Here is a 17,101-nt window from a genome sequence, read left to right on the forward strand (position 1 = left end):
GCGTTGCAAAAATTACGACTTTTTAGTGATACGCTTGATTTTTCTAACATTAAAATTGACTTGTGAGCTCTTATTGTACAATTTATGTAACTATCTTTGTCGGTTTGCTTGACGCTCACTTCAATAAACCGATTATTTGTTTGTAAGATGATAAAAAATGGGATTGAAGCTTTATCTCGACTTCAATCCCATTTCTAAATATGCATTAAACAAATTGTTTTGTGAATGACTCAAATTGTTCTTCACTTAAATTCAGGTCTTGATGTGCTAACGGTGTTTCTGCTAATCCGTCAATTTGTGACTCATACGAAGGTGTTGTTGTATCTTGATACACAATCCCTTTCACTAATGAATCGTGTTCAAGCACAGTTTGTAATGCCGCTTGTTTATTGCTGACGTCATAATTTTCAATATCATCAATCGCTGTTAAGTTTTCTTTGAACCAGTCATACGTATTGATTTTATTGTATGTGACACAAGGTGAAAAGACGTTTACGAATGAAAAACCATCGTGATTAATCGCATCTTCAATCATTTTTGTTAATGCTTTAATGTCGCTAGAGAAACCTTGTGCAACAAAAGTGGCACCAGAGGATAACGCAAGTTCTAACGGCGCTACGTTTTGTTCGATGTTGCCTTTAGGTGTTGTTTTTGTCACAAATCCAGGTGCTGAAGAAGGTGATGTTTGTCCTTTCGTCAGTCCGTAAATTTGGTTATCCATCACGATGTAAGTGATGTTCATATTGCGACGTAACGCATGAATTGTATGACCCATACCGATTGCATAACCGTCCCCGTCACCCCCAGAAGCGATGACTGTAAGATCACGGTTTGCCATTTTCACACCTTGTGCAAGCGGTAATGCACGACCGTGAATGGAATGGACACCGTAAGAATTCACGTAACCTGATAGACGTCCTGAACAACCAATCCCTGTAATTAACGCCACTTCATCTGGTTCTAATCCAACGTTTGCGGCTGCTTTTTGGATGGCAGCTTGTACTGAGAAGTCACCACAGCCTGGACACCAATTGGGTTTGACATTATTTCTAAAATCTTTAAATGTAGCCAATTACACTCTCTCCTTTAATGTATTCAAAATTTCTAAACCTTTATTTTCAATTTCGTGTGGTAAAAACGGTGTACCATCGTACTTCGTCTGTTTAATCAGTTTGTCACCTAAGTTCACGTTCATTTTGATAATATTGGCAAGTTGACCTTGATAGTTGTGTTCAACAACGACAACTTTTTGCGCTTTATCGACAGCGTCTTGAATGACTTTTGTCGGGAATGGATGTAATTGTCGGATTTGTAAATGGTTGATTTGATGACCTTGTTGTTCTAAGCGAGATGTCCCTTCTTGGATAGCACCTTTTGTCGAAATAAATCCAAGGTATAAAATATCCGCATCATCATGTGTCACAGTACCTTCTACTGGTTCTGGAATGATTAAATTTTCTATTTTGCGCATACGTTTGTCCATTTGATTTTGACGGTTTTCTGCCGCTTCACTTGGTTTACCTTCTTCGTTATGTTCGACACCCGTCACGTGATGAATCCCACCTTTGACACCTGGAATTGGACGTGGTGATACACCTGATTCTGTAACGGCATAACGTTTGAAGTAGTCTTTATCTTCTTCGTCTCTTTCAATATCTTCAGTAATTGTGGCACCACGACGGATTTCAATTTTCGAATGATCAAGTGCTTTCACTGTTTGCTTACCTAATGATAATTGTAAGTCACTTAATAAAATCACTGGACATTGATATTCTTCAGCTAAGTTAAACGCTTCTACTGTTAAGTAAAATGCATCTTCTGCATCTGTTGGCGCAAGGACAATTTTAGGAATATCCCCGTGTGTGCCGTAAATCATTTGCATTAAGTCTGACTGTTCTTGTTTCGTCGGCAAACCTGTTGATGGGCCTCCGCGTTGTGTATTAATGACTACAAATGGTGTTTCAGTCATACCTGATAATCCGATCGCTTCCATCATCAGTGATAAACCTGGACCTGCTGACGCTGTAAACGCACGTACACCCCCGTAGTTTGCGCCAATCGCCATCGTTGCAGCAGCAATTTCATCTTCAGTTTGAATGACAGAACCGCCAACTTTTGGTAAATTGTCAATCATATATTCCATAATTTCTGAAGCTGGTGTAATAGGATAAGCCGCCATAAATCTTGAGCCCCCAGAAATGGCACCTAAACCAATGGCATCGTTCCCAATCATGTATAAATGAGGAACGCCACTACTTTCTTCAAGTTCGAAATCACCATTCACTTCAGTCAATTGTTCTTGCATTAAACGATAGCCTTCCTTCAATGCTTGAATGTTTAAATCAACAACTTTCTCCCCTTTTTTCTCGAACATATTCGTAATTAATGATTCGAAAGTTTCTGTATTCAAGTGCATTAATGCTGATGTCGCACCAATCGCTACCATGTTTTTCATCAATGTCGTACCTAATTCTTTCGCTACTTCTGTAAATGGTAGGACAATGAGTTGCGCCTTACAATCTTCTGGCTTCTCTGGTTTAGCTTTACTATCTGCTAAAATGACGCTATCTTCACGCATTTCGTGATGGTTCAACACAATGGTTTCTTGGTCGAACGCTACCAGAATATCTAAATCATCACTAATGGCATGCACAGGTGTTGTCGAAACACGGATTTTATTATTTGTATGACCACCTTTAATACGGCTTGAGAAATGACGATAACCGTATAAATAATAGCCTTTGCGGTTCATAGCAGTAGCGAAAATTTCACCCGTCGATTCGATACCTTCGCCTTGCTGACCTCCCACTTTCCATGATAATTGAGATTTCATAGATTTAGCCTCCTACACGTTTGAATTCACTCAATATTTTATCAAAATAACCCACTATTTGCTCTACAAAATAGTGGGTTTGAAAAAAATCATACTAATGGCGGATAGTGATACATCACAATTTAGCCATTTTTTGAATGCAGCTATTTAATTATACTTCAAATGGATGATCTTCATTAATTAAAATACGTTCAATCTTTTTTGCAGTACCATCTTCTTTCAAATCAATAACGACACCTGATAACACACTGCGTCCTTCATCCGGTACAACATGACGTTGCGGTAGGCTCGTAATAAATCGTTTAATGACTTCATCACGGTTAATGCCTAATACACCGTCATAATAACCTGTCATCCCAACATCAGTAATATATGCTGTACCATTTGGCAAAATACGATTATCTGATGTTTGGATATGCGTATGTGTGCCAACAATAGCACTGACACGGCCATCTAAATACCATGCCATCGCATTTTTTTCAGAAGTCGTTTCGGCATGAAAATCGACAAAAATATAATCTGCTTCTTTTTCCGCTTCTGCAATCAATTCATCTGCTTTTTTAAATGGATCATCAATCACAGGCATAAAACTACGTCCTTGTAAATTGATGACTGCCAATTTTTTTGCATTCAGTTGAAGCATACGCATGCCAACACCTGGCGCTTCATCTGGAAAATTCGCAGGTCTCACTAAACGTGTCGCTTCGTCGATAAAATCATAAATTTCGCGTTGTCCATACGTATGGTTACCCATCGTCATAAAATCGACACCTTCACGTAACAACTGCTTATATATTTTTTCAGTTAACCCTTTGCCATGTGCTGCGTTTTCAGCATTCACAATCGTTAACGTAGGACGATAATGTTGTTTCAGTTTCGGTAACAGCTCTGAAATCGTTTGGCGACCGACCTTTCCAACAATATCACCTATAAATAAAATTCTCATATATTTCGTCCTCTCTAAATAACCCTCATTTCTATTTCGATGATTTTCGAATAGAAATATATCAAATGGGTAAATGAAAACGGACGTGTCACCAACATTTACGTGATGACACGTCCTAAGTGAATCGTCATATCTTAATGTACATTACGATATCACAATTGCTGTTGATACGTTTTATTGTACCGTTCTCTCAAACGATGTCAACGCATGCGTGAAAAATTCTAATCAACTACTGATTCAAATCAATCCAATCCTTACTTTTTACGAAATCAATTCTAAATAGAAGAGATGATTTGCTTATACACATTTATCTTCACAAATAAACGTGTATGTGAATGACACAGGCTAACGCGTATACTTGATTAATCTGCCACCACTTCCGGATCATCTGCTTTCACATAAAGTAATCGAATCGCATTCAACGCGACGATCAAAGTTGCACCCATGTCAGAAAATACAGCTATCCATAACGTTAACCAACCTGGAACAACGAGTAACAAAGCAAACAGTTTAATGGCAATCGCAAAAGTAATATTTGCTTTAATAATGCGCATCGTTTTCTTACTGAGTCGATATGTAAACGGCAATTTCGACATATCATCACTGAGCAATGCTATATCCGCTGTCTCAAGTGCTGTATCTGTACTTGCACCACCCATCGCAATCCCTACTGACGCGCTTGCAAGGGCTGGGGCATCGTTCACACCGTCACCTACCATTGCAACAGCACCATATTGGCGTTTGAGTTGTTCGATTTGATTTAATTTATCAACAGGCATTAAATCGGCTTTCACATCTGTCAATTCAAGTTTTTGAGCCATAGCTTGTGCAGTTTTCCGATTATCCCCTGTTAACATTACAGTATGTTGGATTCCGAGTCGTCGCAATGCTTGTATTGCTTTTTGTGACTGTTCGCGGACTTCATCACGCATCGCTATTAACAAACGTAACTGATCGTCTACTGATACGAGAATCACAGTATGACCATGTTCTTGTAATTGTTGTACCTGTTTTGCTGTGGATGAAGATTGTGCAGCCTTAAACAGTTGGGGCTGTCCAATAACAAATTGCTGACCTTCTATATTTGCAGTAACACCTTGACCCGTTTGCGAACGAAAGTCTGTTACATCATATTGTTCAAAATGGTGATGTTGTGTTTGGGCATAACGCACAATTGCACGCGCAAGTGGATGATCTGAACGATTTTCAATTGCTGCCACTTGCCCTATCCATTTATCTGCTAAATCATGAGTTTCAGTTAACGATATGACAGTGGTCACTTCAGGTTGTCCTACAGTCAGTGTCCCTGTTTTATCAAAGGCAAGTGCGCGAATACGACTCATTTGTTCAAGATGAATCCCACCTTTAATGAGCACACCGTTTTTCGCTGCATTGCCGATACTTGAAACGATTGAAATCGGTGTAGCAATCACTAACGCACAAGGACAACCAACGACAAGAACAGCCAATCCTTGATAAAGCCAAGTTAAAAATGACTGATGTAATACGATAGGCGGAATGATTGCAACGAGTAACGCAATAATCATAATTGCAGGTGTATAATACCGCGCGAACTTTTCAATAAACGCTTGTGCTGGTGTTTGATTGACTTGTGCTTCTTCTACGAGCTGAATCATTTTCGCCAATGTCGTATGTGCAGTTGTTTTCGTTACACGTACTTCAAGTACACCATCTTCATTCAATGTACCTGCAAACACTTCAGCACCTTCCACTTTTTCTACCAGCATCGATTCACCTGTAATAGCGGCTTGATTGACTGCAGCACGTCCTGTAATCACAATGCCGTCTAACGCAATTTTTTGTCCTGGTTTAATATACAACGTCTCATTAAGTTCAATATCTTCAACAGGGACATTCACCCATTGACCGTTACGTAAAACTGTCGCTTCGTCCGGGGCAATATCCATCAAAGATTGCATCGACTGACGTGCTTTATCCATAGAAAATGTCTCGAGTGCTTCACTTATTGCAAACAAAATCACCACCGCGGCAACTTCTCCCCATTGGCCAATAATCGCGCCACCAACGACCGCAATTGTCATCAGTGTGTGCATATCAAACTCGAGATGTACTAAATTTTTCACACCTCGAATCAATAATTCACTGCCACTAAGTAAAATCGAACAAGCGAATAATAAAATCGTCATCATATGATTTTCGCCGCTCATTAAGTGAGAAATATAGCCGAGAAACATAAATAATGTTGCCACACATATCGATTGATGTGTTTCATAAAAATTTTTAGCTCTGCCAAGCCATGACGTTGCTTGAACCGTTGCTGCTTTATCTGATGAAACAGCCGTTTTTTTACGATCATCCAACGTCAATTTTAAATTTTCAAATGCACCCGCACCTTCTAATTCTTCTACAGTTGGGTCACCCGTCACATAAATTTTTGAAGCGCCAAAATTCACTTGTGCATCTTCAACAGACGCAAGTCCTCGAACGTTTCTTTCAAATTTACCTGCACAATTGGCACACGACAAACCTTCTATTTTGTATGTTTTACGACTTTGAATCATCTTCATCCACTTCTTTCTTATGTTCAATAGAAATCATCATCAATTGTCGAATATGTTCATCATACAAACGATAAAATGCACGTTTACCAGATTTTCGATAGGTTACAACACCATTTTTATATAGAGATCTCAAATGATGAGACGCATTTGCTACGGTCACATTTAAAATTTCCGCAATATCACAAACACACAACTCATCATGGTGACAAAGCGCGAGTACTATTTTAGAGCGATTGATATCGGCAATACTTTTAAACATTTGACTGACTTGTTCAATATTAGAAGCTGCAAGTTCTTCTTTTGACTGCTGGACAGCTTCAACATCAATACTAAACGTATCACAAGTTGCAATTTTTTGAGTCCTCATGTCTTCATATCCTTTTTATATAATATTTTTATAACAAAATTATAACTTCTTTTAGGAAAACATTCAAGCGTTCGTTTGAATGAAAATAGATGATTAATGATTGAAAAAAAGGGTAATGCATTTTTAGACATACTTATTGCTTTAACATAGAATAAGTCATGTATAAGACAAAAAACTAGGAGATGTTTTTTAATTTATGTCGATTCATATTGATCCTGAAAAATTTGCAGAACTTGTAGTAACCGCTAATCCATCACAACAGTCAGAACCTGAAGAAATTGCAAAAGAAAGTATCGAATTATATATTCATGCTTATCGTATGGCAGAACGCTACACAAGCATATCTTCAAATTGCTATGATACCGCAAGTGCATTGGAAGAATTGAAAGAGACAGAATTAAATCTTTGTAAATAAGACATCTTGTTTATATTGAAATAGTAAATGAAATTAAACGATTAAGGAGAAGTGTCAGCCTTTCGGGGGCAGTACAGAAATCGATGTTGCACATGAGATTTCTGTACTGCCCCCGAAAATCCAATTCGGCTTCCATCAAGTAGGTGCTTTAATCAAGCCGAATTGAGTTGAGGCAAGTCCTAGGAAACACGAGTCCATGACAGCAATTGTGAAATTTTAAAAAGGTTATCAATGAGAACAATTGGATTAAAATATATCAAGGTAAGACGATTAAAAATTTTATATCTTCTTTTTCTTAATGGTTGTGCAGTTAGAATAAAGTTAGCGAATGACATTTTTTAGTTTCTATTTTAAAAACCAACATCAATGGTAAAAGTTTTCATTATGTCATTGATTGTACTCTCATCAATTGAAGCATATAAAAAAGCAAGTTTCTTTACACACCTTCAATAAAGAAACTTGCTTTTCATTTTCATACGCTTTTATTTCGCATATTCAATTGCTCTCGTCTCACGAACGACTGTCACTTTGATATGACCCGGATATTGAAGTTCACCCTCGATTTGATTTTTAATATCTCGCGCTAAACGGTGAGATTTTAAGTCGTCAATCGTTTCAGGTTCTACAATAACACGAATTTCTCGACCTGCTTGAATAGCAAAGGCCTTTTCAACACCTTCATAATTCTCAGAGATTTCTTCTAAACGCTCTAAACGCTTAATGTAGTTCTCTAATGTTTCTTTTCTTGCCCCTGGTCTTGCAGCAGATAATGCATCAGCTGCAGCAACTAAAATTGAGATGATAGAAGTTGGTTCCACATCACCATGGTGGGAATGAATCGCATTAATTACTGTTTCAGGTTCGCCATATTTTTTAGCTAACTCAACACCAATTTCTACGTGACTTCCTTCTACTTCATGGTCAATGGCCTTACCAATATCATGTAATAAACCTGCACGTTTCGCTAATGTCACATCTTCATTCAGTTCTGCAGCGAGCATACCAGAAAGATGTGCAACTTCAATAGAATGTTTTAATACGTTTTGTCCGTAACTTGTACGATAATGCATGCGACCCAAAATTTTAATTAAATCTGGATGCATATTATGAACATTTAATTCGAATGTTGCATGTTCACCAGCGTCACGAATAATTTCGTCTACTTCACGTCTTGATTTTTCAACCATATCTTCTATACGTCCAGGATGAATACGCCCATCTGACACAAGATTAATTAATGCTGTTTTTGCAATTTCTCGACGAATTGGATCAAAACCTGACAAAATAACAGCTTCTGGCGTATCATCAATAATTAAATCAATACCTGTAAGTGTTTCTAAAGTACGAATATTTCGACCTTCACGACCGATAATCCGACCTTTCATTTCATCATTAGGCAAGTTTACAACTGAAACTGTCGATTCAGAAGTATGATCTGCAGCAAAACGTTGCACTACTGTAGCGAGCAACTCTTTAGCATTTTGGTTTACTTTTTCTTTTGCTTCATTTTCTTTTTCTTTAACAAGTACTGCAATATCTTGTGACAACTCATCTTCTACACGTGCTAATTGTTCTTTACGTGCTTCTTCTTGTGTGAGACCGGAGATGCGTTCTAGTTCTTGTTCGTGCTTCATTATTATCGATTGAACACTACTCTCTTTTGCATCTACTTGTTGTTGTCTTTCTTCAAGTTTAGATTCTTTTTGCTCTAAAATCTCATCTTTTTTATCGAGTAGATCAGATTTTCGCTCCAAGTTTTCCTCTTTTTGAAGAAGTCGGGATTCTTGCCTTTGAAGCTCAGTACGTCGTTCTCTAAGTTCGTTTTCAGCACGTTCTCGGAGAATTTGGTTTTCTTCTTTCGCTTCAATTAACTTCTCTTTTTTAAGGTTTTCTGCTTCTTTGTTTGCTTGTTCAAGAATATCTTTCGCAGTTTGCTTTGCTTGCATCTGCTTTTGGTAAATCAAGTTTTGGGCGATAAAATACCCTACAACAACTCCTAGAATGATACCCAGCAAAATGAGTAAGAGGCTTAATAAATTCACACAAACACCTCCTTTTTCTAGGATTTCGTTCTGTATGTTAATAAATCTATATGATTATATGGATAAAAATAAGAATCATACAAGTTCAATTGTACGTTTTGAACAACGAAAAATCAAGGTTTCTGTCGTGATTGCAAATAAAAAGCGATGGACACAGAACATAGTTATCCTGTCCACATCGCTTTTTCATTGAATGCGCTACTTCTAAATAAAAACTATACGATATTATTCATCAAAAAGTGTCTGCGTTTCTTCTTGCTCAGGCTCTTCGACATCACCATCAAAAATACCGAGTTTTTCTCGTAATTTACGGTCAATTTCATCTTCGAGTTTAGGGTTTTCAAGTAGGAATTGTTTTACATTCTCTTTACCTTGACCCATACGCTCACCGTTGTATGAATACCAAGCACCTGATTTGTCTACAATGTCGTATTGCACACCTAAATCAATCAGTTCGCCTTCACGTGAAATACCTTTACCATACATAATGTCTACTTCAGCAACTTTGAATGGTGGTGCTACTTTGTTTTTAACGACTTTAATTTTAGTACGGTTACCTACAATATCTTGTCCTTGCTTCAATTGTTCAGCTCGACGCACTTCTAAACGAACTGAACTATAGAATTTCAGTGCACGTCCACCTGGTGTTGTTTCAGGGTTACCGAACATCACACCTACTTTTTCACGGATTTGGTTAATGAAGATAGCTGTCGTTTTTGATTTAGAAATCGCTGCTGATAGTTTACGCAATGCTTGAGACATTAAACGCGCTTGTAAACCAACGTGCGTATCACCCATTTCGCCTTCAATTTCAGCTTTAGGTGTCAATGCTGCAACTGAGTCGACAATGATAATGTCTACTGCGCCACTTCTAACAAATGCTTCTGCAATTTCAAGACCTTGCTCACCGTGATCTGGTTGTGAAAGGTATAAGTTATCGATATCTACACCTAGTGCTTCAGCGTAAACAGGGTCTAGTGCATGCTCAGCATCAATAAATGCAGCAATACCCCCATTTTTTTGTACTTCAGCAATAGCGTGTAAAGCGACTGTTGTCTTACCTGAACTTTCGGGGCCATAAACTTCGATGATACGACCTTTAGGATAGCCGCCAACCCCTAATGCATGGTCTAGTGTTACCGAACCACTTGAAACACTTGAAACACGGCGATCTTTATTCTCACCAAGTTTCATTACGGCACCTTTACCAAATGACTTTTCCATGTTTTTAATTACTGTATCTAGCGCTTTTTGACGTTCATTATCCAATTTAGGACCCCCTACTTGATCGAAATTTCCTTTTAATTTAATTCTACTATACATGGTATTAAATCAAATTACAAGTGTTTTGCGAATGTTTGTTCGTTATTTTTGAAGTTCATTTTCTTCAAAACAGAACGCATGTGCTTATATTTTATCAATAATAGACGGATTCTCTAGATGTTTTAACCAATTTAACCACGTTATTAAAATATAATTTTGACTTCTATCGCGCTGTAAATATCTCATTTGACCCATTTTAAACGTTTTCATGTTGAACGTATCTCCATTCAACAATCCTATATAAACCGTGTTATTTTGAGCGAGTAAACTGATGGCTTGTTCGCTATCGTAAAGCGCTTGAACAAAATGCGCTGCTGCATAAAGCTGATCTTCTATAGAAAGAGATGTATCTATAAATTGAGGATGATGCAACATGTACCCTTTTAGTAAATGTTCTGTATCTTCTTGCTTCAAACGTGCATGTAATAAGCCTTCAGTCACTTGATCATAAACTGCAAAAGTTTGTTGTTGCAGTGCTAACACGACACGTTCTGGTGTCATGTTGTCTGAACCGTAGTAATACAAACCGATTCGTTTCAGTATCTCTTCTTTAATCGGTGCAATCAACTGTTTTGTCATTTCTGTATTTTCACCGCTAGCTGTCAGTCGAATGGTCACTTCATGCGTCCCTGCTAACGGGGCAATCGTTGGGTTTGACTGTGCATCAATCAAATCCATCAGCTCCGTTTCAACTTGTGATTCACCAATACCACAAAAACGCAATACTTCTGACTCAATCGTTTGACCCCCTTGAGAGAAGTGTGGCATCAATTCATTCACGACCATAGGCTGAAGTTCTTTCGGTGGTCCCGGTAACATCACAACATGTTTATTGTCGTGTTGGACATAGATGCCAGGTGCCATACCGACTTTATTCGCTAAAACTTCTGCCCCTTCAATCACTAGCGCTTGTTGTTTATTGTTCGGTGTCATCACTTTGCCATGCTGTTTAAAATAGTCTTCAATATAATCCATCGCTTCTTGATTCATAACTAGCGTTTTATTTAAAACTTGTGCTACAGTTTGCTTCGTTAAATCGTCTTTTGTTGGGCCAAGTCCCCCTGTAAAAACGAGGACGTCATATTGTTGTAAAGCACGTTTTGTCACATTTTCAAGTCGTTCTGCATTGTCTCCAACAACGATATGTTCTAACACATGGTGACCCGCTTCATTAAATTTTTGCGATACAAACTGTGCATTCGTATTTACAATTTGTCCTAATAGCAGTTCTGATCCCACTGCGATAATACATACTTTCATGTTTTCGTCCCCCATTTATCGTTCACGGTGATTAAAGTGTTCATTACGTTTTATTTTAGCTTACGTCACTATTTTATAAAAAGAAAAAAGGCTGGAAAAGGTAACATTCCAGCCCCTATAAGTGTATTTTGAATATGTAAATCTATGCTTTTTTGTCTTGTAAGAATACGTCACGGCCTTTGTAAAAGTACTCAATACCAGAAAGCACTGTGAAAAATACACCGATATATAATAAAATCTGTCCTAAACTGAAACCAATCCACTGACTGAATGGTTCACCTAATAAAATTAAAATTAATGCTACCATCGTAACGGCAGTTTTAATTTTTCCTAATTGACCCGCAGCGCTGACAAAGCCTTGTTCAATTTGCAATAAGCGTAATCCTGTTACTGCAAATTCACGCGCAATAATAATGACTGCCACGACTGAATTCGTTAAACCAAGTTCGACTAAAACAATCAGTGCAGCAGAGACAAGTAATTTGTCAGCAAGGGGATCTAAGAATTTACCCATATTCGTAACAATTTGCCATTTACGTGCCAAATATCCATCTAAAAAGTCACTTAACGACGCCAAAATAAATATAATGCCGCTGATTAAAAATTCAATACGAATCGGCTGTCCTCCCAAAAATGTCACTTGACCCATTCCAAAATCGACAAGTGCAAATAACATAAAAATAGGGATTAAAATGACACGAAACACGGTAATCTGATTCGGTATATTCATTAATTGTTCCTCATTTCACTAATCTATATCTGATGTTCTTATTATAACATAAGGGTCATAAGCGCCCAAAGTACAGCTGTCACACACGTCAATAAGCCGATTAAAATGGCTACTTTTTTAGGCTGTTCATCCGATTGTGTAAAAGTCAGGACGTCTTTATGTTCAGCAATTTCTTGTAAAATAACATGTGCTTGACGTCGTGCTTCTGGTAACTCTTCATGATGTTTTTCCATAAGCAAACGACCATCAATATTGACAGATTGGGCATATTTTTGAATAAAACCTCGAATATGATTCGGATGTTTAAATTGATCAAAACGATTTTGTTCAATATCCACAAGCGTCTCTCGTTGAATCTGTGTTCTTTTTTCTAGTTCAGTTAACGTCATGCCTAAACGTTCTCTTTTGCTTTGTAATACTTCACCAATAGTCCGCAAATGTTATCCCCCCAATCATTACAATGAACCGAATCCATCACCGAAACCGTCACCAAAGCCACCAAAAGTATCACCAAAATCTAAGTTATTTTTACTTCTGACTGTTTTCTTTTTCATTTCTTCATACTCTATTTCTTGATTTTCTTCGGCACGCAATTCGATAATGTAATCAAAGTCATCCATGATATAGTCACTCGCTTCTACAAATAAATCAGGATGTTCAACCACTTTAACAGATGGCAAGGTCATGACTTCTTTCACGAGTTCCTGATGTTTCGGATTCGTTTCTCTCGCTGTCACTGCACCATCAATAATGTACACATGGTCCTTATCATATTCTCCTTTAATTAACGAGCTTCTCACAGTTTGTTTAATGAGCGTCGAACTGATAAACAGCCATTTTTTGTGTGCAGAAACACTTCCTGCGACAATGGATTCTGTTTTACCGACACGCGGCATCCCTCGTATACCGATTAACTTGTGCCCTTCTTCTTTAAAAAGCTCTGCCATAAAGTCAACGAGTAATCCTAAATCATCTCTTTCAAAACGGAATATTTTTTTGTCATGTTCATCTTGTTTCACATATCGCCCATGTCTTACAGCAAGTCTATCTTTCAGTTCAGGCTCGCGTAAAACTCTTAATGAAATGTCATCAATTTCCTTCAATAACGTTTCAAAGCGCTTAATTTTTTCTTCACTATCTGATTTGATAATAAAGGCACGAATAGACTTATCAATACCATTAATCGTTCCAATATTAATACCCATCATCCCTAATAAACTCGAAACATCACCTAATAACCCTGCACGGTTCACATTAATTTGATATTCTAAATACCATTCGCGTTTTTCTCGTGTAATCATCAAAATCCCCCTTAATGTCGACAGTGGCTTTATCTTTAATCACTATTATATCAAACTAACAATACCAACCACCATTAATACGTTGAACTGTGCCGGTGATACTTTGTGAGAAGGGCGATAACAAAAAGCGTGTCGCATGTGCAATTTCATTTGGCGCTACCCAACGATTTTGTGGCAATTCTTCTAATAATGCTTCACGTGCTTCATTGTCAAGCGCATCCGTCATCGTTCCTGCTACAACACCAGGTGTAATGGCATTGACCGTTACTGATGTACGCGCTAATTCTTTGGCGAGTGATTTCACAAAACCAATTTGCGCTGCTTTCATACTAGAATAAATCGATTCAAAACTTGCACCTGTCTCACCCCAAATGGACGAAATGACAACAATTCTTCCATGTGGACTTTGAATCAATTGATTAACAAAAAATTGTGTGATTTTAATCAAATGAAAAACGTGAACTTGATAAGCTTGATGAATGTCAGAATCCGTCATATCTTGTAACATACCAAACAAACTATGACCACTGGCATAAATGATGGCATCTAGATTGCTTACGAAACCTAACTTTTCCTCGAGACTCACTGGCTGGGATAAGTCGAGTTGTACAAATTGTACCGGCTGATCTCGAAAGGTCTCCATTAAAGTATCTAGAGGGGTTTGATGATATGTCACAATCACTTCATAACCATTTGAAAGAAGGTCATGCGTAATTGCACGACCTATCGTTCCAGAACCACCTATAACGATTGCTTTCATGACGTTTTAATCTCCAAACGGCTATCGACTAATGCATTCAAATCCATACGACGACGGACGGTATCATTCATTGTTTCTAATGTAATGCTGTCGATCACGTTCAATAATTCAAATAAGCTCACGCCATCAAAATAAAACTTCGTGGATTGATTCGCAATATATTCAGGTGCATTTAAACTTGATATATATTCACCGATAAATTGGCGCTTTAATAAATCGAATGCATGTTGATCGTCCAAAGTACCGATACGCGCACGCAATTCATCTAACAATAAAGTTTTTAACTGTTCAGGTTCCGTTGTTGCTGAAGTAATTAACGAAAAACTATAACTCGGCTCAATCACCGTTTGGTAACTAAATGTATCATCAATTAAATCTTGACTTAGTAACGATTGATAAAAATTCGTTTCCTCACCATAAATCATCTCAAAGAAGAATGACATTTCAATATCTTCTTTCACGCCTTGTTGCAACGAAGTATCATAGACAGGATGCTTTAATCCGAGCATGATTCTTGGAGATTGAATGGCCATCGTTTCAGTCACTTGTGTCTCAACGACTTCCGGTGCTTCACTAAGTGGATCACGTTCAATCTCTGGTTGTGCAACAATGCCACGAGCATCTTCATGTGTACGCACTAAATCTTCAATATGTTCTGGGTCCACATCTCCAACGACAAACAGCACCATATTAGAAGGATGATAAAATGTTTCATAGCATAAATACAAATCTTCTTTTGTAATTTCATAAATGCTCTCAACCGAACCAGCAATGTCCACACGCACAGGATGTTCTTGATACATTGCTCGTAACGTATTAAACATCAATCGGTAACCCGGTTGCTCTTGATACATTTTTATCTCTTCAGCAATAATGCCCTTTTCTTTTTCTACAGATGCTTCAGAAAAGTATGGTGTTTCTACCATTTTTAATAAACGCAAAATATTTTCATCAATGTGATTCGTTGCGCTAAATAAATAACTCGTACGGTCAAAACTTGTAAATGCATTGACTTGTGCATCATGCTCTGCAAATTCAGTAAATAAGTCGCCTTCTTCTTTTTCAAACAACTTATGCTCCAAGAAATGGGCAACGCCATCTGGTACTGAAACGAATTCATCAGAGCCGTGCGGTTTAAAACGATGGTCTAATGAGCCAAACTGTGTAGTATAAGTCACAAATGTTTTTTGAAAATCTTTTTTAGGAATAATGAAAAGATTTAATCCATTCGCCAAAGTAGAATGATAGACCGTTTCATCAATTTGTTGGTAGTACGTTTGCTTCATCTGTGTCATCCTCCTTTGTCAAAATATAAATTGTATCTAAATGCGCATTTTGACAGAGGCGTTGAATGTCTTCGTGTTTGACCGCATGTATACGCGCTTCATATTGTTCATCTGTTTCAGGTACATCAAGTAATAATTGATTGTGCATCATTTCAATCATATTTTTAGGACGGTCTTTCGATTCTTTACGTCCTGATAAAATGACCTTTTTCGCGAGTTCCATTTTCTCATCTGTAAATTCACCTGATTTAAAACGGTTAAATGCTTCGATAATGGTTTCTTTAGCCAATTGATAGTCTTTAGCAGATACCCCGCTGATGACGAACAGAAAACCATTTTTACCATCAATTTGTGAATGAATCGAATAAGCAAGACTCTTTTGTTCACGGACTTCATTGAATAAAACAGATGACGGATCACCGCCAAACATCGTATTAAATACTAAAAATGCATAGAAATCTTCTTCGCCATAATGTGTTGGAAAACGAAAACCCATATTCAATTTCGCTTGATCGACATCGTCCTGTTCAATCACTTCTTTGACAGGCGCGTCGTGTTGGATATGTTGACCGAATTGTGTCGCTTGATATGTAAAAGGTTGAATATTAAATTCCGCTTGTATGTGTCGAATTGTTGCTTCTTCCTCAACATTGCCTACAACGTATACTGAACAGTAGTCATTGTCTATCATCGAACGGTATGTATGATATAAATCTGTTGCTGTAATGGCGTCAATTTCTTCTAGGTCACCCGCTGCCATATAACGGTAAGGATGTTCACCAAACATATGTTTAAGTAATCGTAAATACGCAATTTGTGATTTATTATCTTCAATTGCTGAAAGTTTCTTCTTCAATAAACTTTTCTCTTGTGCAACAAACGTTTCATTAAAGGCACCATCAGTAATCAGTGGATTGAGTATAACCTCTTTTAATAAGGCAATCCCTTTTTCAAATAAAGGTTCGTCATCTAATAAATAACGTTCATTCACAATTTCAAGTGTAACAGTAATGACGTGTCGGTCTTTATATTTTGACACGTAACTATTCACATATGCCCCATATAATTCTGAGAGATATTGATTGAACGCTTTATCTGTCGGATATTTTTGTGTAGCGCGGACAAGTAATTTACTCAATAGCGAACGTTGTGTCATGGTCTTTTTATCTAATGGGGCCATGAATTTAAATGTCATCGTTGTCGTTTTAAATTTATTCGTGGATAAAACAGATATGCGTTGATCCGGGTATTCTTGAAGTTGTTTCATGCAACTCCTCCTTTAACAATAGTTTTTA

15 protein-coding genes are annotated in these 17,101 nt (G+C 37.5%); 1 reads left to right on the forward strand and 14 read right to left on the reverse strand.

What is annotated here, in order from left to right; genetic code table 11:
• Nucleotides 1-205: 205 nt before the first annotated feature.
• The 5 genes from CCE82_RS02745 to CCE82_RS02765 form a co-directional block, all read right to left on the reverse strand.
• Nucleotides 206-1,072, reverse strand: a complete 867-nt coding sequence (locus tag CCE82_RS02745) for a 2-oxoacid:ferredoxin oxidoreductase subunit beta (RefSeq protein ID WP_086427896.1) — start codon at nt 1,070-1,072, stop codon at nt 206-208.
• Entirely contained in the window at nt 1,073-2,833 is a 1,761-nt protein-coding gene (locus tag CCE82_RS02750) for a 2-oxoacid:acceptor oxidoreductase subunit alpha (RefSeq protein ID WP_086427897.1), read from the reverse strand. It lies immediately after the preceding gene.
• 151 nt (nt 2,834-2,984) lie between these two features.
• A complete protein-coding gene (locus CCE82_RS02755) occupies nt 2,985-3,779 on the reverse strand; it encodes a TIGR00282 family metallophosphoesterase (protein ID WP_086427898.1) in 795 nt (264 codons plus the stop codon).
• Between the two features lie 362 nt (nt 3,780-4,141).
• A complete protein-coding gene (locus tag CCE82_RS02760) occupies nt 4,142-6,322 on the reverse strand; it encodes a heavy metal translocating P-type ATPase (RefSeq protein ID WP_086427899.1) in 2,181 nt (726 codons plus the stop codon).
• Nucleotides 6,306-6,689: an ArsR/SmtB family transcription factor gene (locus CCE82_RS02765; protein WP_086427900.1), complete on the reverse strand. Its 384-nt coding sequence runs from the start codon at nt 6,687-6,689 to the stop codon at nt 6,306-6,308. The genes CCE82_RS02760 and CCE82_RS02765 overlap by 17 nt, the downstream gene beginning before the upstream one ends.
• 196 nt (nt 6,690-6,885) lie before the next feature.
• On the opposite strand from CCE82_RS02765, the gene CCE82_RS02770 reads away from it, so the two are divergent.
• The gene (locus CCE82_RS02770; RefSeq protein ID WP_086427901.1) at nt 6,886-7,104 is read left to right on the forward strand and encodes a hypothetical protein; all 219 of its coding nucleotides are present in this window, start codon (nt 6,886-6,888) and stop codon (nt 7,102-7,104) included.
• 482 nt (nt 7,105-7,586) lie between these two features.
• Here the strand turns inward: CCE82_RS02770 and rny are convergent, their stop codons facing one another.
• The 9 genes from rny to yfmF all read right to left on the reverse strand — a co-directional run bounded on the left by rny (nt 7,587) and on the right by yfmF (nt 17,073).
• On the reverse strand, nt 7,587-9,146 hold the full coding sequence (gene rny, locus CCE82_RS02775; RefSeq protein WP_086427902.1) for a ribonuclease Y: 1,560 nt from the start codon (nt 9,144-9,146) through the stop codon (nt 7,587-7,589).
• A gap of 225 nt (nt 9,147-9,371) precedes the next feature.
• Nucleotides 9,372-10,415, reverse strand: a complete 1,044-nt coding sequence (gene recA / locus CCE82_RS02780) for a recombinase RecA (protein WP_086427903.1) — start codon at nt 10,413-10,415, stop codon at nt 9,372-9,374.
• Between the two features lie 138 nt (nt 10,416-10,553).
• Entirely contained in the window at nt 10,554-11,729 is a 1,176-nt protein-coding gene (locus CCE82_RS02785) for a CinA family nicotinamide mononucleotide deamidase-related protein (protein WP_086427904.1), read from the reverse strand.
• Between the two features lie 142 nt (nt 11,730-11,871).
• Entirely contained in the window at nt 11,872-12,459 is a 588-nt protein-coding gene (gene pgsA, locus CCE82_RS02790; RefSeq protein ID WP_086427905.1) for a CDP-diacylglycerol--glycerol-3-phosphate 3-phosphatidyltransferase, read from the reverse strand.
• Nucleotides 12,460-12,500: 41 nt separating this feature from the next.
• Nucleotides 12,501-12,896: a helix-turn-helix domain-containing protein gene (locus CCE82_RS02795; RefSeq protein WP_086427906.1), complete on the reverse strand. Its 396-nt coding sequence runs from the start codon at nt 12,894-12,896 to the stop codon at nt 12,501-12,503.
• Nucleotides 12,897-12,914: 18 nt separating this feature from the next.
• Nucleotides 12,915-13,760, reverse strand: coding sequence for a YmfK family protein (locus CCE82_RS02800; protein ID WP_086427907.1), 846 nt, complete (start codon nt 13,758-13,760; stop codon nt 12,915-12,917).
• Between the two features lie 55 nt (nt 13,761-13,815).
• Nucleotides 13,816-14,520 (reverse strand): elongation factor P 5-aminopentanone reductase, encoded by a 705-nt coding sequence (gene ymfI / locus CCE82_RS02805; protein ID WP_086427908.1) that lies wholly within the window; start codon nt 14,518-14,520, stop codon nt 13,816-13,818.
• Complete coding sequence (gene yfmH, locus CCE82_RS02810; protein ID WP_086427909.1) at nt 14,517-15,806, reverse strand: EF-P 5-aminopentanol modification-associated protein YfmH; 1,290 nt, start codon at nt 15,804-15,806, stop codon at nt 14,517-14,519. Before yfmH ends, ymfI begins: the two co-directional genes overlap by 4 nt.
• Nucleotides 15,778-17,073, reverse strand: a complete 1,296-nt coding sequence (yfmF, locus tag CCE82_RS02815; RefSeq protein WP_086427910.1) for an EF-P 5-aminopentanol modification-associated protein YfmF — start codon at nt 17,071-17,073, stop codon at nt 15,778-15,780. The genes yfmH and yfmF overlap by 29 nt, the downstream gene beginning before the upstream one ends.
• Between the last annotated feature and the right edge of the window lie 28 nt (nt 17,074-17,101).

Origin of the sequence: Staphylococcus cornubiensis (assembly GCF_900183575.1) — a bacterium.
Lineage (GTDB): Bacteria > Bacillota > Bacilli > Staphylococcales > Staphylococcaceae > Staphylococcus > Staphylococcus cornubiensis.

Coding starts and splice junctions, on each gene's coding strand:
- CCE82_RS02765 (WP_086427900.1), bottom strand. CDS start 6,689: ATGAGGACTCAAAAAATTGCAACTTGTGATACGTTTAGTATTGATGTT.
- yfmH (WP_086427909.1), bottom strand. CDS start 15,806: ATGAAGCAAACGTACTACCAACAAATTGATGAAACGGTCTATCATTCT.
- CCE82_RS02785 (WP_086427904.1), bottom strand. CDS start 11,729: ATGAAAGTATGTATTATCGCAGTGGGATCAGAACTGCTATTAGGACAA.
- ymfI (WP_086427908.1), bottom strand. CDS start 14,520: ATGAAAGCAATCGTTATAGGTGGTTCTGGAACGATAGGTCGTGCAATT.
- CCE82_RS02750 (WP_086427897.1), bottom strand. CDS start 2,833: ATGAAATCTCAATTATCATGGAAAGTGGGAGGTCAGCAAGGCGAAGGT.
- yfmF (WP_086427910.1), bottom strand. CDS start 17,073: ATGAAACAACTTCAAGAATACCCGGATCAACGCATATCTGTTTTATCC.
- pgsA (WP_086427905.1), bottom strand. CDS start 12,459: ATGAATATACCGAATCAGATTACCGTGTTTCGTGTCATTTTAATCCCT.
- CCE82_RS02770 (WP_086427901.1), top strand. CDS start 6,886: ATGTCGATTCATATTGATCCTGAAAAATTTGCAGAACTTGTAGTAACC.
- CCE82_RS02755 (WP_086427898.1), bottom strand. CDS start 3,779: ATGAGAATTTTATTTATAGGTGATATTGTTGGAAAGGTCGGTCGCCAA.
- CCE82_RS02800 (WP_086427907.1), bottom strand. CDS start 13,760: ATGATTACACGAGAAAAACGCGAATGGTATTTAGAATATCAAATTAAT.
- CCE82_RS02760 (WP_086427899.1), bottom strand. CDS start 6,322: ATGATTCAAAGTCGTAAAACATACAAAATAGAAGGTTTGTCGTGTGCC.